The organism is Burkholderia sp. APQ4-4ca (assembly GCF_057837105.1).
The window spans coordinates 162,830-189,113 of record NZ_JBYQCG010000242.1 but is presented as its reverse complement, the minus strand read 5'-3'; the positions used below and the strand labels follow the sequence as shown (position 1 = coordinate 189,113).

Below are 26,284 nucleotides of genomic sequence, written 5' to 3'. Positions count from 1 at the left end.
GCCGCACCAAAAGCAACGGGCCGCGCAATGCGGCCCGTCATCGGCATGTCATCGCCCGGCTCGACGATGAGGCTATCGCAACCGGTGGGCGCGGCGCGCCGTCAGGCGCCGATCCATGGCAGTTTGCGGAAGCACCAGCCGTCGACCGTCTTGCGGTGGCCTTCGGCGTCCTTCGCGCCTTCGAAGCCTTCGAGCAGGTCGAACGCCTTCGTGAAGCCGGCCTGCGCGGACGCGACCGCCGCGAGCTTCGAGCGCGCGGCGCTGCGACACAGGAACAGGATGGGCGTATCGGCCGGGAGGGCCGCCTTCAGTTCGTTGACGAATTCGGCGTTCGGCACGCCGCCCGGGTAGCGCGTCCATTCGACGTGCAGGTACTGGCCGTCGCCGACGAGCGGGCGGCCGATCCAGTCGAGTTCGGCGCGCGTGCGCACGTCGACGAGGCGCGCCGACGGGTCGAGCTGCAGCAGTTCGAATGCCTCGACCGGCAGCAGCGCGCCGGCATAGTCGAGCGCGCCTTGTGCGCGGCGTTCGTCGGCCTTCGCGTAAAGCTGGTCCAGCGTACTCATGGCGGGGAGTCTCCGTATCGGTCAAACGGTCATTCTAGCGCGACGGCGCCGCACGGAAGTCCGCATGCGGCACGGTGCGCGTGGCGGCCACGGGATCACCAAAAAGGTGCAGAATGGCCGGCATGCACCAGAATGGATGTATGGCGCCGACGGATCCACCAGATTGCACCATTTCGGTGCTATGGCGCATGCGCCGGTGCGGCGCCCGGCCCCGGAATCGCGCAACGAAGCTCCGCTGCGGCGCGGGCCGGCGTGATTCGCGTCGGTTTTGCGATGGTTGGCACGGAAGCTGCTATATAGAATTCGGTCGAATCGGGGCGCGCTGCGCCAAAGCAAGACCCCGGTCAGCTCGATAAACGAGGCGGTTTCCCAGTCCGCCGGAATTGTTCAATCAGGAGAAGAGGTTATGAGTAAAACCGTCGCCGACGTCATGCAGCTCGTGAAGGACGAGGACGTCAAGTTTGTCGATTTCCGCTTCACGGATACGCGCGGCAAGGAACAGCACGTGTCGGTGCCGGTTTCGGCGTTTGACGAAGACAAGTTCGAAAGCGGTCATGCATTCGACGGTTCGTCGATCGCGGGCTGGAAGGGCATCGAGGCGTCGGACATGCTGCTCATGCCGGATCCGAGCGCTGCCTTCGTCGACCCGTTCTACGAAGAGTCGACCCTCGTGCTGACCTGCGACGTGGTCGAGCCGGCCGACGGCAAGGGCTACGAGCGCGATCCGCGTTCGCTCGCGAAGCGCGGCGAAGCGTACCTGAAGAGCACGGGCATCGGCGACACGGCGTACTTCGGTCCGGAACCGGAATTCTTCATTTTCGACTCGGTCCAGTGGAACACGGACATGTCGGGCTGCTTCGTGAAGATCAACTCGGAAGAAGCGCCGTGGTCGGCAGGCAAGGAATTCGAAGGCGGCAACACGGGCCACCGTCCGGGCACGAAGGGCGGCTACTTCCCGGTCGCGCCGGTCGACACGTTCCAGGACATGCGTTCGGAAATGTGCCTGCTGCTCGAACAGCTCGGCATCCCGGTCGAAGTGCACCACCACGAAGTGGCGGGCCAGGGCCAGAACGAAATCGGCACGAAGTTCTCGACGCTGGTTCAGCGCGCCGACTGGACGCAATGGTCGAAGTACATCATCCATAACGTCGCGCACTCGTACGGCAAGACGGCGACGTTCATGCCGAAGCCGGTGGTCGGCGACAACGGTTCGGGCATGCACGTTCACCAGTCGATCTGGAAGGACGGCCAGAACCTGTTCGCGGGCAACGGCTACGCCGGCCTGTCGGAACTGGCGCTGTTCTACATCGGCGGCATCATCAAGCACGCCCGTGCACTGAACGCGATCACGAACCCGACGACGAACTCGTACAAGCGTCTGGTCCCGCACTTCGAAGCACCGGTCAAGCTCGCTTACTCGGCACGCAACCGTTCGGCATCGATCCGCATTCCGCACGTGTCGAACCCGAAGGGCCGCCGTATCGAAACGCGCTTCCCGGATCCGATGGCGAACCCGTACCTGTGCTTCACGGCGCTGATGATGGCCGGCCTCGACGGGATCCAGAACAAGATCCACCCGGGCGAAGCCGCGGACAAGAACCTGTACGACCTGCCGCCGGAAGAGGATGCAAAGATCCCGACCGTGTGCGCGGGCCTCGACCAGGCACTCGAAGCGCTCGACAAGGATCGCGAATTCCTGACGCGCGGCGGCGTGTTCACCGACGGCATGATCGACGCGTACCTCGCGCTGAAGGAGCAGGAGCTGGCGAAGTTCCGCATGACGACGCACCCGATCGAGTTCGAGATGTACTACTCGCTCTAATCGGCGATGGCGCTTCGATTCAGCGCCGTCATGCCGGTTCGTTCCCGTCGCGCGGCTTGCGGCGGGAGCGGCGGAGTCTGAAAGGGGACGGCGTCCGGCCGTCCCTTTTTTGTTCCGACGATTTTCATTTTCTGCCCGGTGAGGCGCGACAAGCACGCAGATGGTTCTGAAGAATCTGATCAAGGCGAAAACGGGGCAGCCCGAACGACTGACGGACGACGAGCGGCTCGCGCGCTCGGGTCTGCTGGCGGGGCTCGAAGCGCTGCCGACGGTCGTGATCGTGCTCGACCGCAAGACGCTGCGGGTCGCGTTCGCGAACCCGTCCGCGGAGGCGATGCTCGACATCTCGCGGCGGCAGCTCGCGCAGCGGCCGTGGGGCGAGATTTTCCCGAACGCGAACGAGCTCGCGTCGACGATCACCGCGATCGGCCAGGAACGCTTTCACGCGACGCACCTCGATACCGTGCTCGACCGGCCCGGCCGCGAACCGCTGCACGTGCATGCGATCGTCGGCTTCCTCGAGAACGCGCCCGATTTCGTGCTCGTCGAGCTGTTCGAGAACGAACGGCAGTCGCGCACCGATCGGGAAGAGCGCATCCACGACCTGACCGCGGTCAACAAGCAACTGATCCGCAACCTCGCGCACGAGATCAAGAACCCGCTCGGCGGCATTCGCGGCGCAGCCCAACTGCTCGAATTCGAACTGGGCGAGCGCGAGCGCGGCGAGTTGCGCGAATACACGCAGGTGATCATCAAGGAGTCCGACCGCCTGCAGACGCTCGTCGACCGGTTGCTGGAGCCGCACCGGCATCCGCACATCGTCGGCGACGTGAACATTCACGAAGTATGCGAACGCGTGCGCGCGGTGATGCTCGCGGAATTCCCGCGCGGGCTCACGATCGAGCGCGATTACGACGTGAGCGTGCCGGACCTGCGCGGCGACAAGGAGCAGTTGATCCAGGCGCTATTGAACATCGTGCGCAACGCGGCGCAGGCGCTGCGCGAGCGGATCGCGCAGGGCGACGCGAAGATCGAGCTGCGCACGCGCATCGCGCGCAAGATCACGATCGCGAAACGCCTGTACAAGCTGGCACTGGACTTGCACGTGGTCGACAACGGGCCCGGCATTCCGGAGGAGATCCGCGACCGGATCTTCTACCCGCTCGTGTCCGGACGCGACGACGGCAGCGGCCTCGGCCTCACGCTCGCGCAGACCTTCGTGCAGCAGCACGACGGGATGATCGAGGTCGAAAGCCGGCCCGGACGTACCGAATTTCAGATTCTGCTGCCGCTCGACCATTGAGCGGCGGCATTGCGATTCACCCATACCTGACCGACCTATGAAGCCGATCTGGATAGTAGACGACGACCAATCGATCCGCTGGGTGCTTGAAAAGGCACTCGCCCGGGACAGCTTCGCGACGAAGAGCTTCGCGAACGTGCGCGACGCGCTGGCCGCGCTCGACCACGAGACGCCGCAGGTGCTCGTGTCCGACATCCGGATGCCGGGCGGCTCGGGCCTCGAGTTGCTGCAGGCGATGCACGAGCGGCTGCCGGGCCTGCCCGTCATCATCATGACGGCGTTCTCCGATCTCGACAGCGCCGTCGCGGCGTTCCAGGGCGGCGCGTTCGAATATCTCGCGAAGCCGTTCGACGTCGACAAGGCGGTCGAGCTGATCCGTCGCGCGGTGGAAGAAAGCCTGCGCGGCGGTGCGCCGCAGGACGAGCGCGTGGCCGAGGCGCCCGAGATGCTCGGCCAGGCGCCCGCGATGCAGGACATGTTCCGCGCGATCGGCCGGCTGTCGCATTCGGCCGCGACGGTGCTGATCACCGGCGAATCCGGCACCGGCAAGGAGCTCGTCGCGCGGGCGCTGCACCGTCACAGCCCGCGCGCGAACGGACCGTTCATCGCGCTGAACACGGCGGCGATTCCGAAGGACCTGCTCGAATCCGAACTGTTCGGCCACGAGCGCGGTGCGTTCACCGGCGCGCAGACGACGCGGCAGGGCCGCTTCGAGCAGGCCGAGAACGGCACGCTGTTCCTCGACGAAATCGGCGACATGCCGTTCGACCTGCAGACGCGCCTGTTGCGCGTGCTGTCGGACGGGCAGTTCTATCGGGTCGGCGGCCACAACCCGCTGCGCGCGAACGTGCGCGTGATCGCGGCGACGCACCAGAATCTCGAGTCGCGCGTGCGGCAGGGGCTGTTCCGCGAGGACCTTTACCACCGGCTCAACGTGATCCGGCTGCGCCTGCCGCCGCTGCGCGAACGCAGCGAGGACATCGCGCTGCTCACGCGCCACTTCCTGCAGAAGAGCGCGCGCGATCTCGGCGTCGAGCCGAAGCGCGTGTCCGACGACGCGCTCGCGTACCTGACGTCGCTGCCGTTTCCCGGCAACGTGCGGCAGCTCGAGAACCTCGCGAACTGGCTGACCGTGATGGCGCCCGCGCAGACGGTCGAGATCAAGGATCTGCCGCCCGACCTCGTGCCGGCCGGTGCGCCGGTCGTCGCGACGGGCGACGGCGCGGACGTGCACGGCAGCGGCAGCCACGCGACGGCGGCGCCTGCCGCGATCGGTGCAGCCCCGACGGCCGCGCCCGCCGCCAGCGCGGCGAACGGCGGCGCGCCGGCCGGCTACCCGCTATGGGAGCACGGGCTGCGCACCGAAGTCGCGCGGTTGTTGCGCGAGAACTCGGCCGACGTGATGGACGAACTCGCACGCCGCTTCGAGGCGGCCGTGATCCGCGAGGCGCTCGATTTCACGCGCGGCCGCAAGGTCGAGGCCGCGGAGCGGCTCGGCATCGGCCGCAACACGATCACGCGCAAGATCCAGGAACTCCATCTGGAGCCCTGACCGAGCACGATTCGCGGCATGCGCGGGCCCGCGCATGCCGCGATCGGACATAATCGCGGTTTGCACGCCGTTTGCCATTCCGCCGATCCTCCATGTCCGATTCCTTTCGCTGGCCCGCCGGGGCCGACCCGTTCCGTTTCCTCGAAGCGCTCGACAGCAAGCGCGCCCGCACGTGGGTCGACGAGCAGAATGCGCGCACGCGCGCCGCGCTGCGCGACGACGATGAATATCGCGCGCTGACCGCGCGTCTCGCGAAAGCGTATCTGCCGCACGAACGCCCGGTGATTCCGACCCGCTGGCGCGACTGGGCGTACGACCTGTGGCAGGACGATCTCCATCCGAAGGGACTGTGGCGCCGCACGCGCTGGGCCGACTGGCGGGCCGGGCAGCCGGCGTGGGAAACGCTGCTCGACGTCGACGCGCTCGGCGCCGAAGAGGGCGAGTCGTGGGTGTTCGAGCAGGACGCGATCCTGTATCCGGACGGCGATCGGGTGCTGCTGTCGCTGTCGCCGGGCGGCGCCGACGCGGTCGTCGTGCGCGAATTCGATCTCGTCGCGCGCCGTTTCGTCGACGGCGGTTTCACGATCGACGCGCCGGGCCATCACACGGTCGGCTGGATCGACCGCGACACCGTGTACGTGAGCTGGGATCGCGGCGAAGCGGATGCGACCGCGGCCGGTTATCCGTATGAAGCGCGGCGCTGGGTGCGCGGCACCGCACTCGCCGATGCGCCCGTCGTGTTCAGCGGCGAGCCGGACGACATCAGCGCCGGCGCATGGTACGACCCGATCGACCGCCGCCATGTCGCGTGGCGCAGCGTCGACTTCTTCGACGCGCACGCGTACCGGCTGACCGACGCGGGCGAATGGGCGCGCTACGACGTGCCGACGCATGTCGAAGTCGGGTTCTGGGAAGGCTGGCTCGTGCTGGAGCCGCGCCTCGACTGGGATTGCAACGGCGTGCGCCACGCGGGCGGCTCGCTGCTCGCGATCCGCGAGCAGGCGTTCCTCGCCGGCGCGCGCGAATTCACGACGCTGTTCGCGCCGCAGCCGACGACGTCCGCCTGCACGTGGACGCACACGCGCACGACGCTGATCGCGAGCTGGCTCGACGACGTGCACAACCGCACGATGCTGTGGCAGCCGCGGCAGGCCGACGACGGGTCGTGGACGTGGGACGCGCGGCCGTTCGACTGGCCGGGCGATGCGCAGATCGACGTCGAACCCGTCGAGTCGACGTTGAACGACGAGGTGTACGTCGACGTCGACACCTATCTCGATCCACCCGAATGCTGGCTCGCCGACCTTGCCGATCGCGCGGCCGATGCGCGGTCGCGCCGCGTGCTGCTCGACCGGCCGCCGGTGCAGTTCGACGCGGCCGGGCTCGTCGTGCGCCGCGCGAGCGCACGTTCGCGCGACGGCACGGTGGTGCCGTACACGCTGATCGGGCCGCGCGATGCGCTCGATGCACCGGAAGGCGTGGCGCGCGTCGCGCGGCCGTGCTTGCTGTCGGGCTATGGCGGCTTTGCGATTCCGAACCTGCCGGGCTACAGCGATGCGTTCGGGATCGGCTGGCTCGAGCGCGGCGGCGTGATGGCGTTCGCGCACATCCGCGGCGGCGGCGAGTTCGGGCCGCGCTGGCACGTCGACGCGCAGCGCGAACACCGGCAGCGTTCGTTCGACGATTTCATCGCGGTCGCCGAGGATCTGGTCGCGACCGGCGTGACGCGCGCCGCGCAGCTCGGGATCGAGGGCGGCAGCAACGGCGGGCTGCTGGTCGCCGCGTGCATGATGCAGCGGCCCGAGCTGTTCGGCGCGGTGCTGTGCCGCGTGCCGCTGCTCGATATGCAGCGCTATCCGAAACTGCACGCGGGCGCCGCATGGCTCGACGAATACGGCGACCCGGACGATCCGCGCGAAGGCGCGGCGCTGGCCGCGTATTCGCCATATCACCGCGTGCGCGAAGGCGTCGCGTATCCGCCATTGCTGCTGACGACGTCGACGCGCGACGACCGCGTGCATCCCGCGCATGCGCGCAAGATGGCCGCGCGCATGCAGGCGCTCGGTCACGAACGGGTGTGGTACTGGGAGAACACCGACGGCGGCCACGGCAGCGCCGACGATCTCGAACGCGCGGAAGCCGACGCAGCCGAATTCGGTTTCCTGTGGGCCCATCTCGGGCCGGCGCCCGCGCGGCGCTGATCGCGCGCGGGCCGCCTGGGCCTGTTGTCAGCGTGAACAGGCCCTGGACGATCAGCCTACGATCGCGACGACGGGCGTGTGGTCGGACGGCTGTTCCCACGTGCGCGGCACGCGATCGACCTCGCACGACGTGCAGGTCGCCGCGAGCGCCGGCGACAGCAGGATGTGGTCGATGCGCAGCCCCGCGTTGCGGCGGAACGCCATCATCCGGTAGTCCCACCACGTGAAGGTTTTCTCGGGCTGTTCGAAACGGCGGAACGCATCGACGAAGCCGAGTTCGATCAGCTGCGCGAAGTGCGCGCGCTCCTGCGGCGACACGAGGTTCTGGCCTTCCCATTTCGCGGGATCGTGCACGTCGCGGTCTTCCGGCGCGATGTTGTAGTCGCCGAGCAGCGCGAGCTTCGGGTAGCGCTGCAGCTCGGTGCGCAGCCACGCCTGCAGCGCGTCGAGCCACTGCATCTTGTAGACGAACTTGTCGGAGTCGAGCGCCTGGCCGTTCGGGAAGTACGCGGACACGATGCGCACGCCGTCGATCGTCGCGGCGATCACGCGCTGCTGCGAATCGTCGAAGCCGGGGATGTTGCGCACGACGTCCGATTCGTCGACGGCGAGCGTGTCGCGCGCGAGGATCGCGACGCCGTTGTAGGTCTTCTGGCCGGTGAACCAGCTGCGGTAGCCGGCCGCCTCGAGATCGGCGCGCGGGAATTTCTCGTCCGGCAGCTTCAGTTCCTGCAGGCACAGTACGTCGGCTCCGCTTTGCGCGAGCCAGTCGAGCACGTGCTGTTTGCGGACGTTGAGCGAGTTGACGTTCCAGGTGGCGATTTTCATGAACGGGAAGGGTGCGTGCGGCGTGAATGCGAAGGCCGCCATCTTACCGCGAGCATGGGGTGCGAACGCGCGCGTCATGCGGGTTCGGGCACGAGTCGCGCATCGCCTCGTGGGCAGCGGCCGCAGAAATTGTGACAAAAGTATTGACGTGAGTACTTCCTCACCCTATAATTTATTTCTCTGACGCGGGGTGGAGCAGTCTGGCAGCTCGTCGGGCTCATAACCCGAAGGTCACAGGTTCAAATCCTGTCCCCGCAACCAAGCACACTAGGCGATGTGCCGCGCAATTGACCGATGCGCACTTCGTCTACGAAAAACCCGGCTCCGTGCCGGGTTTTTTGTTTTTCGCGTCCGGCTTCGTTATTTCGGTGCGCCGGGGCTCCCCGGCAGGAAGCCGTTCTCGAGCAGATAGGTCGTCGTGTTGACCAGCGTGGCCCGCCCGTTGGGCGTGCCCGACAGCACCGCGCACTTGTCCTTGCCCGTATTCAGCCGGATCGATCGCTCGGCCGTCGGGTAGTCCACATCCTTCAGGTAGAAATGCGGCAGCGACGTCGTGTGGCGCGCGTACGGCACGCATGGGCGTTGCATCGGGTCCTTCGACGCCGCGTTGAACGGCAAGTACTCGTCGAACAGATAAGCCGAGCTCGACAGGCCGCCCCAGTCGGCCGGCACCGCAATGCTGCCCGTCGGCGTCGTGGTGCCGGTGGCGACGTCCGTGATGAAGCCGTCGACGGTGGAGCGCCCGTCGCTGCGATCGGCCTGCTTCACGGCGATCTGCAGCCGATAGGCATGGCCGGTTTTCCACGGGTAAGCGATCGAGCACGACGTTCCGGCACCGCCGTCGGCGCCGCTGCGGCAATTCGCGGACAGCGGCGTCGTACCGGTGCCGAACGCGCTGAAGATCACCAGGTTGCTGCCTTGCGTGCGCGGCTGGATGCCGGTGTAGATCGGGTGCCCGCCGTGGTCGGACGACACCTGGTTGGCCCAGTAGTAACTGTGGTTGGCGTTGGTCGGCACGACTTCGGGCGTGATCTCCCACGTCATGCGATCGAAGCCGTCCCCGGGCGTCGAGGCCGCCGATGCGGTGATGTTGGGGTCGGCGTGCGCCGTGAGCGTGGACGAGACGGCGAGCAACGCGCCGAGTGCGATGCTGAGTTTCTTCATCTTCCTGTTTCCGGTTGGTGGAAAAGAGACCGCGACGAGCAGCGTCGAATGGGCGCCGCTGCTCGCGTACCAATTTGCGGTCACTTTATTACCAATGGATAACCAGTCGTGTCGGCGCGCCCGCGCGAACCGCGTCGGGTGATTCGCGGGCCGGGCGCGCCAGGCCCGTGTGGCGGGCGAGAGCACGGAGTCGGGCGCGCGGCGAGGCGCGCCCCGGGAGAATGAATCCCGCCGCGCGGAACAATGCGGCGATGCCATCCGGCGACGGTTGCCGCTGCGCGATGGCGCGCGTCGTTCAACGCGCGGCCCACTCGACGGCCGCCTTCGCGTGCAGCGCGGTCGTATCGAATACCGGCAGCGGCGAATCGTCCGCGCCGATCAGCAGCGTGATTTCCGTACAGCCGAGGATCACGGCCTGCGCGCCGTGCTTCGCCAGTTCGTCGATGATCGACACATACGTTGCGCGCGAGGCTGCCGAGACGACGCCATGGCACAGCTCGTCGTAGATGATCCGGTGCACGTCGTCGCGCCCGCGTTCGTCCGGCACCATCACGTCGAGCCCGAACTTCCCGCGCAGCCGTTGCGCATAGAACGGCAGCTCCATCGTGTAGCGCGTGCCGAGCAGGGCGACGCGCTCGACGCCCGCGTCGCGCAGCGCGTTGCCGGTCGGGTCGGCGATGTGCAGGAACGGCAGCGTCACCGCGGCTTCGATCGCGTCGTGCACGCGATGCATCGTATTGGTCGTCAGGACGACGAGATCGGCGCCGGCCGCTTCGAGCTGCCGCGCGGCGTCGGCCATCCGTTCGCCGAGCGCGGCCCAGTCGTGCGTGCGCTGCAGCGCTTCGATCTCGGCGAAGTCGACCGTGACCAGCACGCTCTTCGCGTTGTGATGGCCGCCGTGCAATGCCTTCGAGTGCCGGTTGATCATCCGGTAGTACTCCGCCGACGATTCCCAGCTCATGCCGCCGATCAGTCCGATCGTTTTCATCCGTCACCTTTGCGTTTCGTGTACCGCGGCAGACGAGTATAGGCGTCGCTGCCCGCGCCCGGCCGGTACGGTCCGCGCAAACCGGCCCGGTACGGCGTAGCCGATCTTGGGTGGCCGGGCGGCCGGCTCCGGACAATACGCGGCAGTTGAAACCGGCACTGTGTTTTTGTACAGTATCGGCACCGTGAGCCCGACCACCATTCCGCCTGCCGATCCGCCCCAGCCGCCGCCCGGCGACGCGCTGCCGCGCATGCGCAAGATCATTCACTGCGACTGCGACTGTTTCTACGCATCGGTCGAGATGCGCGACGACCCGTCGCTGCGCAACCGGCCGCTCGCGGTCGGCGGCCGGCCCGACCAGCGCGGCGTGATCGCGACCTGCAACTACGAGGCGCGGCGCTACGGCGTGCATTCGGCGATGTCGTCGGCGCTGGCGATGCGCAAGTGTCCGGACCTGCTGATCCTGCCGTCCGCGATGGACAAGTATCGTGCGGCGTCGCGGCAGATCATGGCGATCTATCGCGACTACACGCCCGACGTCGAGCCACTGTCGCTCGACGAGGCGTATCTCGACGTCAGCGGGTCGGAACGCTGCCAGGGCAGTGCGACGCTGATTGCGCGCGAGATCCGCGAGCGGGTGCGCGATACGGTCGGCGTGACCGTGTCGGCGGGCGTCGCGCCGAACAAGTTCATCGCGAAGATCGCGTCCGACTGGAACAAGCCCGACGGGCTGTTCGTCGTGCGGCCGCACGAGATCGACGCGTTCGTCGCGGCGCTGCCGGTGCGCAAGCTGCACGGCGTCGGCAAGGTGACGGCCACGCGGCTCGACCGGCTCGGCATTCAGACCTGCGCGCAGTTGCGCGACTGGCCGCTGATCGACCTGCACCGCGAATTCGGCGCGTTCGGGCGCCGGTTGTACGAACTGTCGCGCGGGATCGACGAGCGGCCCGTGCAGGCCGACCAGGAGCGCAAGTCGGTCAGCGTCGAGACGACCTACGTGACCGACCTGACGACGCTCGAGCAATGCGCGGACGAAATCCGCCGCCTCGTCGTGCAACTCGACGCGCGCATCGATCGCGCCGGCGCTGCGCGGTCGATCCGCAAGCTGTACGTGAAGATCCGCTTCGCCGATTTCCAGCGCACGACGGTCGAGTGCGTGGCCGACGCGACGAATGCCGAGACGGCCGTCACGCTGCTCGCGAAGGGGTTGTCGCGGCGCGCGCAGCCGGTGCGGCTGCTCGGCGTCGGCGTGCGCATCGACGAGGACACGGCCGAGCGCCACGGGCAGTTCCTGCTGTTCGACGACGCAGTGGGCGACGACACGCCCGCGCCATGAAAAAAGGCACCGCCGAAGCGGTGCCTGTCGATGCAGCCTGAACGGCCGGAAGGGCCGGGCCGCGCGCTCAGTGCGCGGCCTCGGCCATCCCGTTGTGGCGCAGCAGCGCGTCGATCTGCGGCTCGCGGCCGCGGAACGCCTTGAACGACTCCATTGCCGGACGGCTGCCGCCGACCTCGAGGATTTCTCGGCGATAGCGCGTGCCGGTTGCCGCATCGAGCACGCTGCCGCCGGTGGCGGCCGCTTCCTCGAACGCCGCGTACGCGTCGGCCGACAGCACCTCGGCCCACTTGTAGCTGTAGTAGCCGGCCGCGTAGCCGCCCGCGAAGATGTGGCTGAACGTGTTCGGCCAGCGCGAGAACGCCGCCTGCGGGATCACGTGATAGCGCTCGTTGATCTCGCGCGCGAACGCGGTCACGCCGGTGGCGCCGGCCGGGTCGAAGTCGACGTGCAGCAGCATGTCGAACATCGAGAACACGATCTGGCGCAGCGTGCCGAGCCCGCTCTGGAAATTCTTCGCGGCGATCATCTTGTCGAACAGCTCGCGCGGCAGCGACGCGCCCGTATCGACGTGCGACGACATCGACGACAGCACGTCCCATTCCCAGCAGAAGTTCTCCATGAACTGCGACGGCAGTTCGACCGCATCCCATTCGACGCCGTTGATGCCCGACACGCCGAGCTCGTCGACGCGCGTGAGCATGTGGTGCAGCCCGTGGCCGAATTCATGGAACAGCGTGATGACCTCGTCGTGCGTGAAGCATGCGGGCTTGCCGCCCACCGGCGCGGAGAAGTTGCAGGTCAGGTACGCGACGGGCGTCTGCACGTCGCTGCCGCGCTTCGCGCGCGAACGCGCATCGTCCATCCACGCGCCGCCGCGCTTGCCTTCGCGGGCGTACAGGTCGAGATAGAACTGCGCGACGAGCGAGCCGTCGCGGTTCTCGACGCGGAAGAAGCGCACGTCCTTGTGCCACACCGGCGCGTCGTCCGGCTTGATCTTCACGCCGAACAGCGTTTCGGTGACGGTGAACAGGCCCTTCAGCGCGGCCGGTTCCGGGAAGTACTGCTTGACCTCGTTTTCCGAGAACGCGTAGCGCTGCTGGCGGAGCTTCTCGGCCGCGTACGCGACGTCCCACGGCGCGAGTTCGGCGAGGCCGAGCTCCTTCGCGGCGAACGTGCGCAGCTCGTCCCAGTCCTTGTCCGCGTGCGGGCGGGCACGTGTCGCGAGATCCTCGAGGAACGCGATCACCTGCTGCGGCGATTCGGCCATCTTCGGCGCGAGCGACACTTCGGCGAAGTTGCGGTAGCCGAGCATCCGCGCCTCTTCGCGGCGCAGCTTCAGTGCGTCGGCGACGATCGCCGTGTTGTCCCATTCGGCCTTGCCGGCGCCGTACTGCGGCCCGAGCTCCGACGCACGCGTCGCATAGGCACGGTAGAGCGTTTCGCGCAGCGCGCGGTTGTCCGCGTACTGCAGCACCGGGAAGTACGACGGGAAATGCAGCGTGAATTTCCAGCCTTCCTTGCCGTCCTTCTGCGCGGCTTCGCGGGCGGCCTCGATCGCGTCGCCGGGCAGGCCGGCGAGCTCGGCTTCGTCCTTCGCGAAGTACGCGTACGCATTGGTCGCGTCGAGCACGTGATCGGAGAACGCCTTCGACAGCGCGGCCTGCTGTTCCTGCAATTCCGCGAAGCGCGGCTTCTGGTCCTCGGGCAGTTCGGCGCCCGACAGGCGGAAGTCGCGCAGCGCATTGTCGAGGATCTTCTTGCGCTCGGCGGACAGCGTCGCGTATTCGGCGCTGGCGGCGATCGCCTTGTACTTTTCGTACAGCGCGAGATTCTGGCCGACGCTCGACCAGAACTCGGTCACGCGCGGCAGGTTTTCACCGTAGGCGGCGCGCAGTTCGGGCGTGTCGGCGACCGCATTCAGGTGGCCGACGATGCCCCACGCGCGGCCGAGCGGCTCCGTGGCCCGCTCGACCGTCTCGACGACGGCGGCCCAGGTCGACGGCGTCTCGCTCGCGCTCGCCGTTTCGACCGCACGGCCGGCGGCATCGAGCAGCGTATCGAGCGCGGGTGTCACGTGTTCCGGGCGGATCTCGCCAAAACGGGGCAGGCCGGAGAAGTCGAGGAGCGGATTGGAGTTGGCGCTGGCGGACATTAAGACTCCCTGTCTGTTGCCGGATGAACCGGGGTGAAAAGGGTGAGGCGCGATGAGGCGGCGCCCGATACCGACATTATTGGGGCGCATCGTGCGCTTTCCAATCGTTAGTTTCTAATGACGCGATTGACGCAGGGTCGGATGCGGGCGGCCGGCAAGGCGTGGCCGGCAAGGCGCGGCCGGCGAGGCGCGTCCCGCGCGCCGGCAGGCGCGATGCAGCCGCGCGATGGCGGCTGGCGAGGCGCCGGCGCGCGCAACCGCCGCCGGCCGGGCAAATGCAGCGTCAGGCTGCGGCGGCCGCCGCGCGTTCGGCGGATTCGATCGTGTTGATCAGCAGCATCGTGATCGTCATCGGGCCGACGCCGCCCGGCACCGGCGTGATGTAGCCGGCGACTTCCTTCACGCCCGCGAAATCGACGTCGCCGCACAGCTTGCCCGCGTCGTCGCGGTTCATGCCGACGTCGATCACCGTCGCGCCCGGCTTCACCATGTCGGCGGTCAGGATGTTGCGCTTGCCGACCGCGGCGACCACGATGTCGGCCTGGCGCGTATGCGCGGCGAGGTCGCGCGTCTTGCTGTGGCAGATCGTCACGGTCGCGCCGGCGTCGAGCAGCATCATCGCCATCGGCTTGCCGACGATGTTCGAGCGGCCGATCACCACCGCATTCGCGCCTTGCAGCGCGATGCCGTGCGCTTCGAACATCTTCATCACGCCGTACGGCGTGCACGGACGGAACAGCGGCTTGCCGGTCATCAGCGCGCCCGCGTTCGCGACGTGAAAGCCGTCGACGTCCTTCTCCGGCGCGATCGCCTCGATCACCTTGTGGCTGTCGATATGCGCGGGCAGCGGCAACTGGACGAGGATGCCGTGGATCTTCGGGTCGCGGTTCAGTTCGTCGATGCGCGCGAGCAGGTCGGCTTCCGACAGCGTGGCCGGGTACGCATCCTTCTGCGAGAAGAAGCCGTTGTCCTCGCATGCCTTGATCTTGTTGCGCACGTAGACTTCGCTCGCCGGGTTCGCGCCGACGAGGATCACCGCGAGACCGGGCTGGTGGCCGCGGGCGGTCAGCGCGGCGGCGCGTTCGGCGGCCTGGGCGCGCAAGGTCTTCGAAAGGGCGTTGCCGTCGATGAGGAGGGCTGTCATGGTGGTGGGTCCTGCCGGGAAGTTGGAATGCGGGCGTACGGCGCTCGAAGCGCCGTAGCAAAGCACGTAATTATACCGTTCGCCTGCCGCCGTCCGACAGCGAATCAACGGGAAGCGTCATGGCCGCGGCGCGCGTGCGCCGGGGAGGAACGGCCGCCGCCGCGCGAGTGGGCCGCATCGCGCGGGGCGGCAAATACCGGTTGCGGGCCGGCCGGGGCGGGCCGTGCCGCCGCGGCCGGAGAACCCGCTCAGGCCTGCTTCTTCGACAGCGCGAGGCGCAGCAGGTCGGCCACCGTGTTGACGTTGAGCTTTTCCATGATGTTCGCGCGGTGTGCCTCGACCGTCTTGATGCTGATGCCGAGGTCGTCGGCGATCTGCTTGTTCAGGCGGCCCGCGATGATCCGTTCGAGCACCTGCTGCTCGCGCGCGGTCAGCTTCGACAGGCGTTCGCTCGCGGCACGCTGCTCCTGGACGCTCTTGCTTTCGCTTCGGGCCTTGTCGAGCATCCGCTCGACGAGCTTGCGCAGCTCGGCTTCGTCGAACGGTTTCTCGATAAAGTCCATCGCACCCTTTTTCATCGTCGACACGGCCATCGGCACGTCGCCGTGGCCCGTGACGAAGATGATCGGCAGCGCGGCATTGTCGGCGATCAGGCGTTCCTGCAATTCGAGGCCGCTCATGCCGGACATCCGCACGTCGAGGATCAGGCACGCGATCTGGCCGGCCTGCTGCGCCGGCTGATACGCATCGAGGAACTGCTCGGCGCTCGAGAAGCATTGCACGCGATAGCCGTTCGCCTCCAGCAGCCAGCGCAGCGAGTCCCGTACGGCCTCGTCGTCGTCGACGACAAAGACGGTTTCCTGAGTGGTGGTGACAGGGCTATTCATAGTTCTCCCGTAACGGTATGTGATGCCGATGCCTCGCGCCCCCCTTGGCCGAGATCAGCGGGTTCCCCAATGGGCAGGCTGCAGTGGAACGTCGCGCCGGAAATGCGGCCATCCGGCTCGACGTTGTTGACCACCCACAGACGCCCCCGATGCGATTCGATGATCGAACGGCAGATGTTCAGCCCCATGCCCATGCCATCGGACTTGGTGCTGTAAAACGGTTCGAACAGGCGCTCGGCGGTCGCTTCGTCGACGCCCGGGCCCTGGTCGATCACACGGATGTCGACGAAGCCGGCGTCGATGTCGGCGACGACGCGGATCACGCCGTCCACCGACGCGGGTTTCACGTCGGCCATCGCCTCGGCTGCGTTTTTCATCAGGTTCACGAGCACCTGCTCGATCAACACGGGGTCGACATAAATAATAGGCATTCTTGCGAGGATTTCCGTGACGATCCGGATCCTGCGCTTCCTGGCCTCGATTTCGGCGAGCCCGACCGCGTCGGCGACGATGTCCGCGACCCGCGCCGGCTGGCGCTTCGGCTCGCTGCGCTTCACGAATTCGCGGATCCGCTTGACGATCATCCCCGCGCGCAGCGCCTGCTGCGCGGTCTTTTCCAGCGCGGGCTGGAGCGTCTCCGGCGTGCCGCGGCCGCTCTTCACGAGCGCGAGCGTGCCCGAGCAGTAGTTGTTGATCGCGGCGAGCGGCTGATTCAATTCGTGAGCAATCGACGACGCCATTTCGCCCATCGTCATCAATCGGCTCGTGAACTGCAGCTTTTCTTCCTGCTGGTGCGCAAGTTCCTGCGCCTTCTTGCGGGTCGTGATGTCGGTCGCGATCTGCATCTGCGCGAGGTGGCCGTCCACCCACTGGATGTACTGACGACGCACCTCGAACCACTTCTGGATGCTCTCGACGTACACCTCCTGCGCGTCCGCCGTGCTGCTCGTCAGCGCGGCGGCGGGCAGGCCCGCGAACGCGTCGACCATGTCGATCGAGTCGGACGAGGCCTGCGCGCGGTCGAAGCCGCCGCCGGACAACTCCAGATGGCCGTCCGGGCGAATGCCGAACAGGTGGCGGTAGTAGCGGTTCGCGAACAGCAGCTCGGCTTCGTCGGCGGCGAGCACCGACACCGCGGCGTCGAGGCTTTCGAGCACCGTCGTGAAGCGTTCGTGCGCGGCCGCGAGTTCTTCCCGCGCGCGCTTCGGCTCGGTGATGTCGGTCATCGACGACATCCAGCCCGTCTGGCGGCCCGAACTGTCGATCAGCGGCGACACGTACAGGCGTGCATGGAACAGCGTGCCGTTCTTGCGCCGCACGCGCAGCTCGAAGCCCGAGCTCGGCGCCTTGCCGCGCAGCGTCATGTCGAGCTGGCGCTGCATTTCCGGGTACGCGTCGCGCGGCCAGTACGGGAACGGCGCGACCTTGCCGACCAGATCGGTCTCGTCCCAGCCGGTCATCCGGCAGAACGCGGGGTTCACGTGCGTGATGCGGCCGTGCATGTCGAGCACGCGCATGCCGATCAGCACCGAGTTTTCCATCGCGCGGCGGAAGAACGCTTCCGCGTACAGCGCCTGCTGCGCCTCGAAGCGCTGGCGGGTGTGTTTCCACAGGCTCCAGAGGCTCCACAGCACGAAGCACGACAGGCCGGCGACGAGCCACACGAGCGTGTTGTTGGTCAGGTTCGTGAGTTGCGGGAACGCATACACGCGCACCGTCAGCCCCTGGCCGGGCGGGTCGAGCGGGAGATCGTAGTGCGAGTCGCGCGGCAGGCGCGGGCGTGTCGACGTGGACGACAGTTCGCGGTTGTTCGAATCGGTGATCGAGATCTTGTACTTCGACGACAGTTCCTGCGGAATGTCGTGCTTCAGGATGCCCTCGACCGAAAACACCGCGGCGAGCGAGCCGAGATATTCGCGGTCGCCGCGCATCACGGGCGTCTGCAACGTGATGAAGCCGTTGCCGAACTCGTCGTAGATCAGCGGCGAATAGGCCTGGCGGCGCGTGCTGCGCGCCTCGTCGTACGCGCCGCGCACGGCGTCCTGCATCTGCGCGTCGCCGGGCTTCGCGAGCCGCTGCCCGAGCAGCGGCGGATGCACGGTCGGCCAGCGCTGCACGCCCGGCGCCGTGTACCAGTTCAGGTAGAGGATTTCCGGATGCGTCTGCATCACGTCCGCGACGGCCATCTGGAACGCGTTCTGGTCGAGGCGGCCGGATGCGAGGTCGCGCGACAGCGCCTGCAACTGTTCCTGCGCGCCCGTCATCGACAGGCGGATCTGCTGCTGGGCCCACGCGACGTTGCGAAACAGGGTGTCTTCCTGCTGCTGCTGTTCGCGCCGGTTGAGGCTCCACAGGATGAGGCTCATCACGACGAGGAACACCAGGATCGACAGCAGCGGTGTCAGCAAATAGGAATTGGACCACCACGGTCCGTGGTGCCAACGAGACGGCTGCGACTCCGCCGGCGGGCCCGGCGGTCGCGCCGAGCGTGCGAAAAGCCGATCGGTCAACATGGCAGGATTGTAGCGCAGCGCAATACATGGAAAACCGATGCCGGATATGTTGAACGGAAACGGTTTTGTTCCGACGAGACGGGCCGCGGAGCCCCGGAATATGGGTGCAGCGCAGCAATATTTCGCATGACGAGAAAAGATCTCATAATTCGAAAATTGTGTTGCGCGCGGCCGTCCACGCTCATTACAATCCGTCGGAGCTTGCCCGCAGCCGGTCGCGCCGCGTCGTCTGCACGAGAGCGATCCTCACATTCCAGGACCCAGGAGACGAGAATGTCCGCTGTACCGAACGAAGTGATGAAGTATGTCGCCGCCGAACGTGACGACGACCCGCAAGAAACCGTCGAGTGGCTGGAGTCGCTCGATGGCGTGATCTCCTCCGTGGGCACCGGCCGTGCGCATTACCTGATCGAAAAGCAGATCGAATTCGCCCGCATGCACGGCGAGCACCTGCCGTTTTCCGCCAATACCCCGTACATCAACACGATTCCGCTCGAAGCCCAGGCGAAGATCCCGGGCGACCAGGACATCGAGCACCGCATCCGCTCGTACACGCGCTGGAACGCGCTGGCGATGGTGCTGCGTGCAGGCAAGGACACGAACGTCGGCGGCCACATCGCATCGTTCGCGTCGGCCGCGACGCTCTACGACGTCGGCTACAACCATTTCTGGCACGCGGCGTCCGACCAGCACGGCGGCGATCTCGTGTTCGTGCAGGGCCACTCGTCGCCGGGCGTGTACTCGCGCGCGTTCCTGCTCGGCCGCCTGAAGGAAGAGCAGCTCGACAACTTCCGCCAGGAAGTCGACGGCAAGGGCATTTCGTCGTACCCGCACCCGTGGCTGATGCCGGATTTCTGGCAATTCCCGACCGTGTCGATGGGTCTGGGCCCGATCATGGCGATCTACCAGGCGCGCTTCATGAAGTACCTGGAGTCGCGCGGCATCGCGAAGACGGAAGGCCGCAAGGTATGGGCGTTCCTCGGCGACGGCGAGACGGACGAGCCGGAATCGCTCGGCGCGATCGGCATGGCGAGCCGCGAGAAGCTCGACAACCTCGTGTTCGTGATCAACTGCAACCTGCAGCGTCTCGATGGCCCGGTGCGCGGCAACGGCAAGATCATCCAGGAACTCGAATCGGAATTCCGCGGCGCCGGCTGGAACGTGATCAAGGTCATCTGGGGCAGCCGCTGGGATGCGCTGTTCGCGCGCGACAAGTCGGGCGCGCTGATGCGCCGGATGATGGAATGCGTCGACGGCGAATACCAGACGTACAAATCGGAGTCGGGCGCGTACGTTCGCGAACACTTCTTCAACTCGCCTGAACTGAAGGCGCTCGTCGCCGACTGGTCGGACGACGACATCTGGGCGCTGAACCGCGGCGGCCACGATCCGCACAAGATCTACGCGGCGTTCCACGAAGCCACGAACACGAAGGGCGCGCCGACCGTCATTCTCGCGAAGACCATCAAGGGCTACGGGATGGGCGAGTCGGGCCAGGCGATGAACATCACGCACCAGCAGAAGAAGCTGCCGGTCGAGCAACTGAAGAAGTTCCGTGACCAGTTCCGCCTGCCGATCACCGACGAGCAGATCGCCGACGTGCCGTACCTGAAGTTCGACGAAGGCTCGAAGGAACTCGAATACATGCGCCAGAAGCGCATGGACCTCGGCGGCTACCTGCCGCATCGCCGCGAAAAGGCGACGTCGCTGCCGGTGCCGGCGCTCGACGCGTTCGAGCCGCTGTTGAAGGGCACGGGCGAAGGCCGCGAGATCTCGACGACGATGGCGTTCGTGCGGATCCTGAACATCCTGCTGAAGGACAAGGCGCTCGGCAAGCGCGTCGTGCCGATCGTCCCGGACGAATCGCGCACGTTCGGCATGGAAGGGCTGTTCCGTCAGATCGGCATCTGGAACCAGGAAGGCCAGAAGTACGTGCCGGAAGATTCCGACCAGCTGATGTTCTACAAGGAATCGCAGACCGGCCAGATCCTGCAGGAAGGCATCAACGAAGCGGGCGGCATGTGCGACTGGATCGCGGCGGCGACGTCGTATTCGACGCACGGCGAGATCATGGTGCCGTTCTACATCTTCTATTCGATGTTCGGCTTCCAGCGGATCGGCGACCTGGCATGGGCCGCGGGCGACATGCGTTCGCGCGGCTTCCTGCTGGGCGGCACCGCGGGCCGCACGACGCTGAACGGCGAAGGCCTGCAGCACGAAGACGGTCACTCGCTGCTGTGGGCGGCATCGGTGCCGAACTGCGTGAGCTACGACCCGACGTTCGGCTACGAACTCGCGGTGATCATCCAGGACGGCCTGCGCCGCATGGTGCAGGACCAGGAAGACGTGTACTACTACATCACGGTGATGAACGAGAACTACGAGCACCCGGCGATTCCGCAGGGCGAGCACGTGGCGGCCGACATCATCAAGGGCATGTACGCGTTCAGGAAGGCCGACGCCGACAAGAAGGCGCCGCGCGTCCAGCTGCTCGGCGCGGGCACGATCTTCAACGAAGTGATCGCCGCCGCCGACCTGCTCAAGAACGACTGGGGCGTCGCCGCCGATCTGTGGAGCGTGCCGAGCTTCACCGAACTCGCGCGCGAAGGCCATCAGGTCGAGCGCTGGAACCTGCTCCATCCGACCGAGGAGCGTCGCCTGTCGCACGTGCAGAAGTGCCTGAAGGACACGCAGGGCCCGGTCATCGCATCGACCGACTACGTCCGTGCGCTGGTCGACCAGATCCGCGGCCAGATCGATCGCCGCTTCGTCGTGCTGGGCACCGACGGCTTCGGCCGTTCGGACACCCGCGAGAAGCTGCGTCACTTCTTCGAAGTCGACCGTCACTGGGTCACCGTCGCCGCGCTCAACGCGCTGGCCGACGAAGGCACGATCGAGCGCAAGGTGGTCGCGGACGCGATCGCCAAGTACAACCTCGATCCGTCCAAGCCCAACCCGATGACCGTTTAACGCACACGCCGTGTGATGCCGCGCGCCGCTCCGGCGAGGAGCGCGCGCGGCCATGGAGACAGAAACAGATGAGTCAAGCGATCGAAGTGAAGGTGCCGGATATCGGCGATTACAAGGACGTGCCGGTCATCGAGATCGGCGTGAAGGTCGGCGATACGGTCGAGCCCGAGCAGTCGCTCGTCACGCTCGAGTCGGACAAGGCGACGATGGACGTCCCGAGCCCGGTGGGCGGCGTCGTGAAGGAAATCAAGGTCAAGGTCGGCGATTCCGTGTCGGAAGGTTCGCTGATCGTCCTGCTCGAAAGCGGCGCAGGCGCGCAGGCGAACGGCGCGGCCGCGCCGGCAGCCGCTCCGGCCCCGGCAGCAGCGCCGGCCCCGGCCGCTGCCGCACCGGCAGCATCCGGCGGCACGCTCGAAGTGAAGGTGCCCGACATCGGCGACTACAAGGACGTCCCGGTGATCGAGATCGGCGTGAAGGTCGGCGACACGGTCGAGAAGGAACAGTCGCTCGTCACGCTCGAGTCGGACAAGGCGACGATGGACGTGCCGAGCCCGGCCGCCGGCGTCGTGAAGGACATCAAGGTCAAGGTGGGCGATTCGGTGTCGGAAGGCACGCTGATCGTGCTGCTCGAAGCCGCCGGCGCATCGGCTGCCGCCGCACCGCAGGCCAGCGCACCGGCTCCGGCCACTGCCGCGCCGGCGCCCGCCGCCGCACCGGCACCCGCGAAGGCTGCGCCGGCACCGGCTGCCGCGGCGCCGGCCGCCGCACCGTCGGGCGAATATCGCGCGAGCCACGCATCGCCGTCGGTCCGCAAGTTCGCACGTGAACTCGGCGTCGATGTCGCGCGCGTGCAGGGCTCGGGTCCGAAGGGCCGCATCACGAAGGAAGACATCACGGGCTTCGTGAAGGGCGTGATGACGGGCCAGCGCGCGGCGCCGGCCGCGGCAGCCGCGCCGGCAGGCGGCGGCGAGCTGAACCTGCTGCCCTGGCCGAAGGTCGATTTCTCGAAGTTCGGCCCGTTCGAGGCGAAGCCGCTGTCGCGCATCAAGAAGATCTCGGGCGCGAACCTGCATCGCAACTGGGTGATGATCCCGCACGTCACGAACAACGACGAAGCGGACATCACCGAGCTCGAAGCGCTGCGCGTGCAGCTGAACAAGGAACACGAAAAGGCGGGCGTGAAGTTCACGATGCTCGCGTTCGTGATCAAGGCGGTCGTCGCCGCGCTGAAGAAATTCCCGACCTTCAACGCGAGCCTCGACGGCGACAACCTCGTGTTCAAGCAGTACTTCCACGTCGGTTTCGCGGCCGATACGCCGAACGGCCTCGTCGTGCCGGTGATCCGCGATGCGGACAAGAAGGGCCTCGTCGACATCGCGAAGGAAATGAGCGACCTGTCGAAGGCCGCGCGCGAAGGCAAGCTGAAGCCGGACCAGATGCAGGGCGGCTGCTTCTCGATCTCGTCGCTCGGCGGGATCGGCGGGACGAACTTCACGCCGATCATCAACGCGCCGGAAGTGGCGATCCTCGGGTTGTCGCGCGGCCAGATGAAGCCGGTGTGGGACGGCAAGCAGTTCGTGCCGCGGCTCATGCTGCCGCTGTCGCTGTCGTATGACCATCGTGTCATCGATGGCGCGGAAGCCGCGCGGTTCAATGCGTATCTCGGAGCGTTGCTCGGGGATTTCCGTCGCATCATTCTTTGATGAGCGGGGTGGGGCTCGCGGGGGCGTGGGTTTGTGTTCGGTTTTTGTCCACGCCTTTTCGTTGAACCTGTTGCGCTAACGGTCTATTAGCGTCGCCCCTGCGCGGGGCGGCGGTCACTTTTCTTTGTCTTCCAAAGAGAAGTAACCAAAAGAAAGGCGCGTCCTTGGGCGGACGGCAAAGGTGGTCCTGCCCAGGTTCGCTGCTTTTGTCAGGCCGTAGCCGTAGTCAGGTTCTCTCGCGGGTTCCTCCCCCTCTGTCTGCAGTCAATCAAGAAGGGGACAGTCATGAGTCTCATCGAAGTCAAGGTTCCGGATATCGGCGATTTCAGCGGCGTCGATGTCATCGAAGTCAACGTCAAACCCGGCGACGTGATCGAAAAAGAGCAAACGCTCATCACGCTCGAATCCGATAAAGCCTCCATGGAAGTGCCCAGCGACGTCGCCGGCACCGTCAAGGAAGTCAAGGTCAAAGCCGGCGAGAAAGTCTCGCAAGGCACCGTCATCGCCCTCGTCGAAGCCTCGGCAGGCGCCGCCGCGCCCGCACCCGCGAAAGCGCCCGAAGCGCCGAAGCCCGCAGCCGCCGCACCGGCTCCGGCCGCAGCCGCGCCCGCGCCGCAAGCCGGCAGCTACAGCGGCGCCGCCGACATCGAGTGCGACATGCTCGTGCTCGGCGCCGGCCCCGGCGGCTACTCGGCGGCGTTCCGCGCCGCCGACCTCGGCATGAAGACCGTGCTCGTCGAACGTTACTCGACGCTCGGCGGCGTGTGCCTGAACGTCGGCTGCATCCCGTCGAAGGCGCTACTGCATACGTCGCTCGTCGTCGAGGAAGCCGCGGCGCTCGCGTCGCACGGCATCACGTTCGGCAAGCCGCAAGTCGATCTCGACAAGCTGCGCGACTTCAAGGGCGGCGTCGTCAAGAAACTGACGACGGGCCTTGCCGGCATGGCGAAGGCGCGCAAGGTCGAAGTGGTCACCGGCGTCGGCGCGTTCGTCGATCCGTTCCACATGGAAGTGCAGGGCGAAAACGGCAAGAAGGTCGTCAAGTTCAAGCAGGCGATCATCGCCGCGGGCTCGCAGGCCGTGAAGCTGCCGTTCATGCCGGAAGACCCGCGCGTCGTCGATTCGACGGGCGCGCTCGAACTGCGCCAGTTGCCCCAGCGCATGCTGGTGATCGGCGGCGGCATCATCGGCCTCGAAATGGCGACGGTCTACTCGACGCTCGGCGCCGAGATCGACGTCGTCGAAATGATGGACGGCCTGATGATGGGCGCCGACCGCGATCTCGTGAAGGTCTGGGAAAAGTACAACGCGAAGCGCTTCGGCAACGTGATGCTGAAGACCAAGACGGTCGGCGCGGAAGCGAAGGAAGACGGCATCTACGTGAAGTTCGAGGGCGAGAAGGCGCCGGCGGAAGCGCAGCGCTACGACCTCGTGCTCGTCGCGGTGGGCCGCAGCCCGAACGGCAAGAAGATCGGTGCCGACAAGGCCGGCGTCGCGGTCACGGATCGCGGCTTCATCGACGTCGACAAGCAGATGCGCACGAACGTGCCGCACATCTTCGCGATCGGCGATATCGTCGGCCAGCCGATGCTCGCGCACAAGGCCGTGCATGAGGGCCACGTCGCCGCGGAAGCCGCGCACGGCGAAAAGGCGTACTTCGACGCACTGCAGATCCCGTCGGTGGCCTACACCGATCCGGAGGTGGCGTGGGCCGGCAAGACCGAAGACCAGTGCAAGGCCGAAGGCATCAAGTACGGCAAGGCCGTGTTCCCGTGGGCCGCTTCGGGCCGCGCGATCGCGAACGGCCGCGACGAAGGCTTCACGAAGCTGATCTTCGACGAGGAAACTCATCGCGTGATCGGCGGTGCGATCGTCGGCCTGAACGCGGGCGACCTGATCAGCGAAGTGTGTCTCGCGGTCGAGATGGGCGCGGACGCGGAAGACATCGGCAAGACGATCCACCCGCACCCGACGCTCGGCGAATCGGTCGGCATGGCCGCCGAGCTGTACGAAGGCGTCTGTACGGACCTGCCGCCGCAACGCAAGAAGTAACGCGATCGGCACGGCCGGCCACGCGCCGGCCACGAAAAACGCCGCCGCCCGGGTAAACCGGGCGGCGGCGTTTTGTTTTGCCTGGCGTACGACAGGGGCGATCGTGACGGGCCCGTTTGTCACCCGTGCCTGTGCCGGCGCCAGAAACGAAAAAGCCGCGCTGGGCGCGGCTCTTTCAGGAGCAGGGGACGCTTACGCGGCCGGCTTGCTCGAACGACGTGCGGCGGCGGCGGTTGCAGCCTTCGTTGCGACGGCAGCAGCGGCGTTGAAGTTCGTTTCAGCGATTTCCACCGCTTGCTTCGTGGCCTTCTGAACCGTTTCGTACGTGGTGTTCGCTGCGTTCAGCGCCGACTTCAGTGCGGCGACAGCCGTTTCCGAACCGGCCGGGGCGTTCTTCGCGACGTTGTCGACGAGTGCCTGGACCTTCTTGTTCTGCTCGTCGAATTGCGCTTCGGCGACCTTCGCGAACTCGGCTTGCGTCGACGATGCGATTTCGTACAGGTGACGGCCGTACGACAGCACCTTTTCCGCGACCGGCTGCGACAGGCTCGCTTGCAGCGCGATCAGTTCCTGCGCGTCCTTCACTGACAGCAGACGCTGCGCGTTTTCCTGGCTCTCGGTCAGCGTCGACTTCACGACTTGCAGGTTGAGTTCGATCAGCTTTTCGACGCCTTCGAACGCCTTGGTCGTCAGACCGAAGAGGCTTTCGAGATTGGCTTTTTGGGCGGCGGCGATTTGCTCGGGGGTCAGCAAGGACATGTCAGGCTCCTGAAAAGCGATCGCGTCGATCGCAAGATAAAGGGCACTACGCAGGGGAACTTCGGCGCCACGTGCTTTGTGCAACGCAGCAATGAGGCCTATTTTAGGGCAGAGAACGCGGATGTCAAGCACTTTTTGTGCGTTGCACAATCGCGACAAATTATCGATAAAACAACGAGTTATCGCACCCGTTAGGAATCGGTTTCAGGCGCGTTCCCACATGGTGCGCACGGTGCCGGGGCAAACGCGCCGCACCATGATCACGCACAGGTAAACCTGACAGGCCCTTGGAACGTTATCCTTCTGTTCCTGTCGAAAAACGCGCCGTTTGGATGCGCGTG

General features: G+C 66.5%; 18 protein-coding genes and 1 tRNA gene. 10 read left to right on the top strand and 9 right to left on the bottom strand.

The genetic code is table 11. The features are described 5' to 3' along the window. Positions 1-101 precede the first annotated feature (101 nt). Positions 102-566 carry a rhodanese-like domain-containing protein gene (locus AC3IFE_RS32395; protein ID WP_301740201.1) on the bottom strand — a complete coding sequence of 155 codons (465 nt, stop codon included), beginning with the start codon at positions 564-566 and terminating at the stop codon, positions 102-104. A gap of 406 nt (positions 567-972) precedes the next feature. Here AC3IFE_RS32395 and glnA point away from each other — a divergent pair, with 406 nt between their 5' ends. The 4 genes from glnA (at position 973) to AC3IFE_RS32375 (ending at position 7,444) form a co-directional block, all read left to right on the top strand. Continuing rightward, entirely contained in the window at positions 973-2,388 is a 1,416-nt protein-coding gene (gene glnA / locus AC3IFE_RS32390) for a type I glutamate--ammonia ligase (protein WP_017331833.1), read from the top strand. A gap of 160 nt (positions 2,389-2,548) precedes the next feature. Continuing rightward, positions 2,549-3,691: a nitrogen regulation protein NR(II) gene (glnL, locus tag AC3IFE_RS32385; protein WP_179233407.1), complete on the top strand. Its 1,143-nt coding sequence runs from the start codon at positions 2,549-2,551 to the stop codon at positions 3,689-3,691. A 37-nt stretch (positions 3,692-3,728) separates the two neighbouring features. Continuing rightward, the gene (ntrC, locus tag AC3IFE_RS32380) at positions 3,729-5,243 is read left to right on the top strand and encodes a nitrogen regulation protein NR(I) (protein ID WP_489194376.1); all 1,515 of its coding nucleotides are present in this window, start codon (positions 3,729-3,731) and stop codon (positions 5,241-5,243) included. Positions 5,244-5,335: 92 nt separating this feature from the next. After that, the gene (locus tag AC3IFE_RS32375) at positions 5,336-7,444 is read left to right on the top strand and encodes a prolyl oligopeptidase family serine peptidase (RefSeq protein ID WP_489194374.1); all 2,109 of its coding nucleotides are present in this window, start codon (positions 5,336-5,338) and stop codon (positions 7,442-7,444) included. A 51-nt stretch (positions 7,445-7,495) separates the two neighbouring features. On the opposite strand, the gene xth is transcribed toward AC3IFE_RS32375, so the two are convergent. Next, a complete protein-coding gene (gene xth / locus AC3IFE_RS32370) occupies positions 7,496-8,272 on the bottom strand; it encodes an exodeoxyribonuclease III (RefSeq protein ID WP_089467989.1) in 777 nt (258 codons plus the stop codon). Positions 8,273-8,456: 184 nt separating this feature from the next. Here xth and AC3IFE_RS32365 point away from each other — a divergent pair. Further along, positions 8,457-8,533: transfer RNA gene (locus tag AC3IFE_RS32365), tRNA-Met, on the top strand. Between the two features lie 99 nt (positions 8,534-8,632). On the opposite strand, the gene AC3IFE_RS32360 is transcribed toward AC3IFE_RS32365, so the two are convergent. After that, the gene (locus tag AC3IFE_RS32360) at positions 8,633-9,436 is read right to left on the bottom strand and encodes a DUF3472 domain-containing protein (RefSeq protein ID WP_489194372.1); all 804 of its coding nucleotides are present in this window, start codon (positions 9,434-9,436) and stop codon (positions 8,633-8,635) included. Between AC3IFE_RS32360 and AC3IFE_RS32355 the strand changes: the two genes are divergently transcribed. Then, positions 9,420-9,578, top strand: a complete 159-nt coding sequence (locus AC3IFE_RS32355) for a hypothetical protein (protein ID WP_301740197.1) — start codon at positions 9,420-9,422, stop codon at positions 9,576-9,578. The two genes, AC3IFE_RS32360 and AC3IFE_RS32355, sit on opposite strands and share 17 nt — an antisense overlap. Before the next feature lie 153 nt (positions 9,579-9,731). On the opposite strand, the gene AC3IFE_RS32350 is transcribed toward AC3IFE_RS32355, so the two are convergent. Beyond that, positions 9,732-10,424 carry an aspartate/glutamate racemase family protein gene (locus AC3IFE_RS32350; RefSeq protein ID WP_089467823.1) on the bottom strand — a complete coding sequence of 231 codons (693 nt, stop codon included), beginning with the start codon at positions 10,422-10,424 and terminating at the stop codon, positions 9,732-9,734. A 160-nt stretch (positions 10,425-10,584) separates the two neighbouring features. Here AC3IFE_RS32350 and dinB point away from each other — a divergent pair, with 160 nt between their 5' ends. After that, the gene (dinB, locus tag AC3IFE_RS32345) at positions 10,585-11,760 is read left to right on the top strand and encodes a DNA polymerase IV (protein WP_301740195.1); all 1,176 of its coding nucleotides are present in this window, start codon (positions 10,585-10,587) and stop codon (positions 11,758-11,760) included. 67 nt (positions 11,761-11,827) lie between these two features. Here the strand turns inward: dinB and AC3IFE_RS32340 are convergent, their stop codons facing one another. The 4 genes from AC3IFE_RS32340 to fixL form a co-directional block, all read right to left on the bottom strand. Beyond that, entirely contained in the window at positions 11,828-13,915 is a 2,088-nt protein-coding gene (locus tag AC3IFE_RS32340) for a M3 family metallopeptidase (protein ID WP_489194368.1), read from the bottom strand. Between the two features lie 283 nt (positions 13,916-14,198). After that, positions 14,199-15,059: a bifunctional methylenetetrahydrofolate dehydrogenase/methenyltetrahydrofolate cyclohydrolase FolD gene (folD, locus tag AC3IFE_RS32335; protein ID WP_089467820.1), complete on the bottom strand. Its 861-nt coding sequence runs from the start codon at positions 15,057-15,059 to the stop codon at positions 14,199-14,201. A 248-nt stretch (positions 15,060-15,307) separates the two neighbouring features. Next, the gene (fixJ, locus tag AC3IFE_RS32330; RefSeq protein WP_006493245.1) at positions 15,308-15,946 is read right to left on the bottom strand and encodes an oxygen response regulator transcription factor FixJ; all 639 of its coding nucleotides are present in this window, start codon (positions 15,944-15,946) and stop codon (positions 15,308-15,310) included. Then, positions 15,943-18,459, bottom strand: a complete 2,517-nt coding sequence (gene fixL, locus AC3IFE_RS32325; protein ID WP_089467818.1) for an oxygen sensor histidine kinase FixL — start codon at positions 18,457-18,459, stop codon at positions 15,943-15,945. The genes fixJ and fixL overlap by 4 nt, the downstream gene beginning before the upstream one ends. 273 nt (positions 18,460-18,732) lie before the next feature. Between fixL and aceE the strand changes: the two genes are divergently transcribed. The 3 genes from aceE to lpdA all read left to right on the top strand — a co-directional run bounded on the left by aceE (position 18,733) and on the right by lpdA (position 25,184). Continuing rightward, a complete protein-coding gene (gene aceE / locus AC3IFE_RS32320; RefSeq protein WP_089467817.1) occupies positions 18,733-21,429 on the top strand; it encodes a pyruvate dehydrogenase (acetyl-transferring), homodimeric type in 2,697 nt (898 codons plus the stop codon). A 68-nt stretch (positions 21,430-21,497) separates the two neighbouring features. After that, positions 21,498-23,132, top strand: a complete 1,635-nt coding sequence (aceF, locus tag AC3IFE_RS32315; RefSeq protein WP_489194363.1) for a dihydrolipoyllysine-residue acetyltransferase — start codon at positions 21,498-21,500, stop codon at positions 23,130-23,132. Positions 23,133-23,417: 285 nt separating this feature from the next. Then, the gene (gene lpdA, locus AC3IFE_RS32310; protein ID WP_489194361.1) at positions 23,418-25,184 is read left to right on the top strand and encodes a dihydrolipoyl dehydrogenase; all 1,767 of its coding nucleotides are present in this window, start codon (positions 23,418-23,420) and stop codon (positions 25,182-25,184) included. A 192-nt stretch (positions 25,185-25,376) separates the two neighbouring features. Here lpdA and AC3IFE_RS32305 read toward each other — a convergent pair whose 3' ends face one another. Next, entirely contained in the window at positions 25,377-25,943 is a 567-nt protein-coding gene (locus AC3IFE_RS32305; RefSeq protein WP_089467814.1) for a phasin family protein, read from the bottom strand. Between the last annotated feature and the right edge of the window lie 341 nt (positions 25,944-26,284).

Bases quoted from the DNA above. Each gene is read 5' to 3' on its own strand.
- glnL (WP_179233407.1), top strand. From the start codon at position 2,549: ATGGTTCTGAAGAATCTGATCAAGGCGAAAACGGGGCAGCCCGAACGA.
- AC3IFE_RS32375 (WP_489194374.1), top strand. From the start codon at position 5,336: ATGTCCGATTCCTTTCGCTGGCCCGCCGGGGCCGACCCGTTCCGTTTC.
- AC3IFE_RS32350 (WP_089467823.1), bottom strand. From the start codon at position 10,424: ATGAAAACGATCGGACTGATCGGCGGCATGAGCTGGGAATCGTCGGCG.
- AC3IFE_RS32355 (WP_301740197.1), top strand. From the start codon at position 9,420: ATGCTGAGTTTCTTCATCTTCCTGTTTCCGGTTGGTGGAAAAGAGACC.
- fixL (WP_089467818.1), bottom strand. From the start codon at position 18,459: ATGTTGACCGATCGGCTTTTCGCACGCTCGGCGCGACCGCCGGGCCCG.
- folD (WP_089467820.1), bottom strand. From the start codon at position 15,059: ATGACAGCCCTCCTCATCGACGGCAACGCCCTTTCGAAGACCTTGCGC.
- ntrC (WP_489194376.1), top strand. From the start codon at position 3,729: ATGAAGCCGATCTGGATAGTAGACGACGACCAATCGATCCGCTGGGTG.
- fixJ (WP_006493245.1), bottom strand. From the start codon at position 15,946: ATGAATAGCCCTGTCACCACCACTCAGGAAACCGTCTTTGTCGTCGAC.
- lpdA (WP_489194361.1), top strand. From the start codon at position 23,418: ATGAGTCTCATCGAAGTCAAGGTTCCGGATATCGGCGATTTCAGCGGC.
- aceF (WP_489194363.1), top strand. From the start codon at position 21,498: ATGAGTCAAGCGATCGAAGTGAAGGTGCCGGATATCGGCGATTACAAG.
- xth (WP_089467989.1), bottom strand. From the start codon at position 8,272: ATGAAAATCGCCACCTGGAACGTCAACTCGCTCAACGTCCGCAAACAG.
- AC3IFE_RS32305 (WP_089467814.1), bottom strand. From the start codon at position 25,943: ATGTCCTTGCTGACCCCCGAGCAAATCGCCGCCGCCCAAAAAGCCAAT.
- glnA (WP_017331833.1), top strand. From the start codon at position 973: ATGAGTAAAACCGTCGCCGACGTCATGCAGCTCGTGAAGGACGAGGAC.
- AC3IFE_RS32340 (WP_489194368.1), bottom strand. From the start codon at position 13,915: ATGTCCGCCAGCGCCAACTCCAATCCGCTCCTCGACTTCTCCGGCCTG.
- AC3IFE_RS32395 (WP_301740201.1), bottom strand. From the start codon at position 566: ATGAGTACGCTGGACCAGCTTTACGCGAAGGCCGACGAACGCCGCGCA.
- AC3IFE_RS32360 (WP_489194372.1), bottom strand. From the start codon at position 9,436: ATGAAGAAACTCAGCATCGCACTCGGCGCGTTGCTCGCCGTCTCGTCC.
- aceE (WP_089467817.1), top strand. From the start codon at position 18,733: ATGTCCGCTGTACCGAACGAAGTGATGAAGTATGTCGCCGCCGAACGT.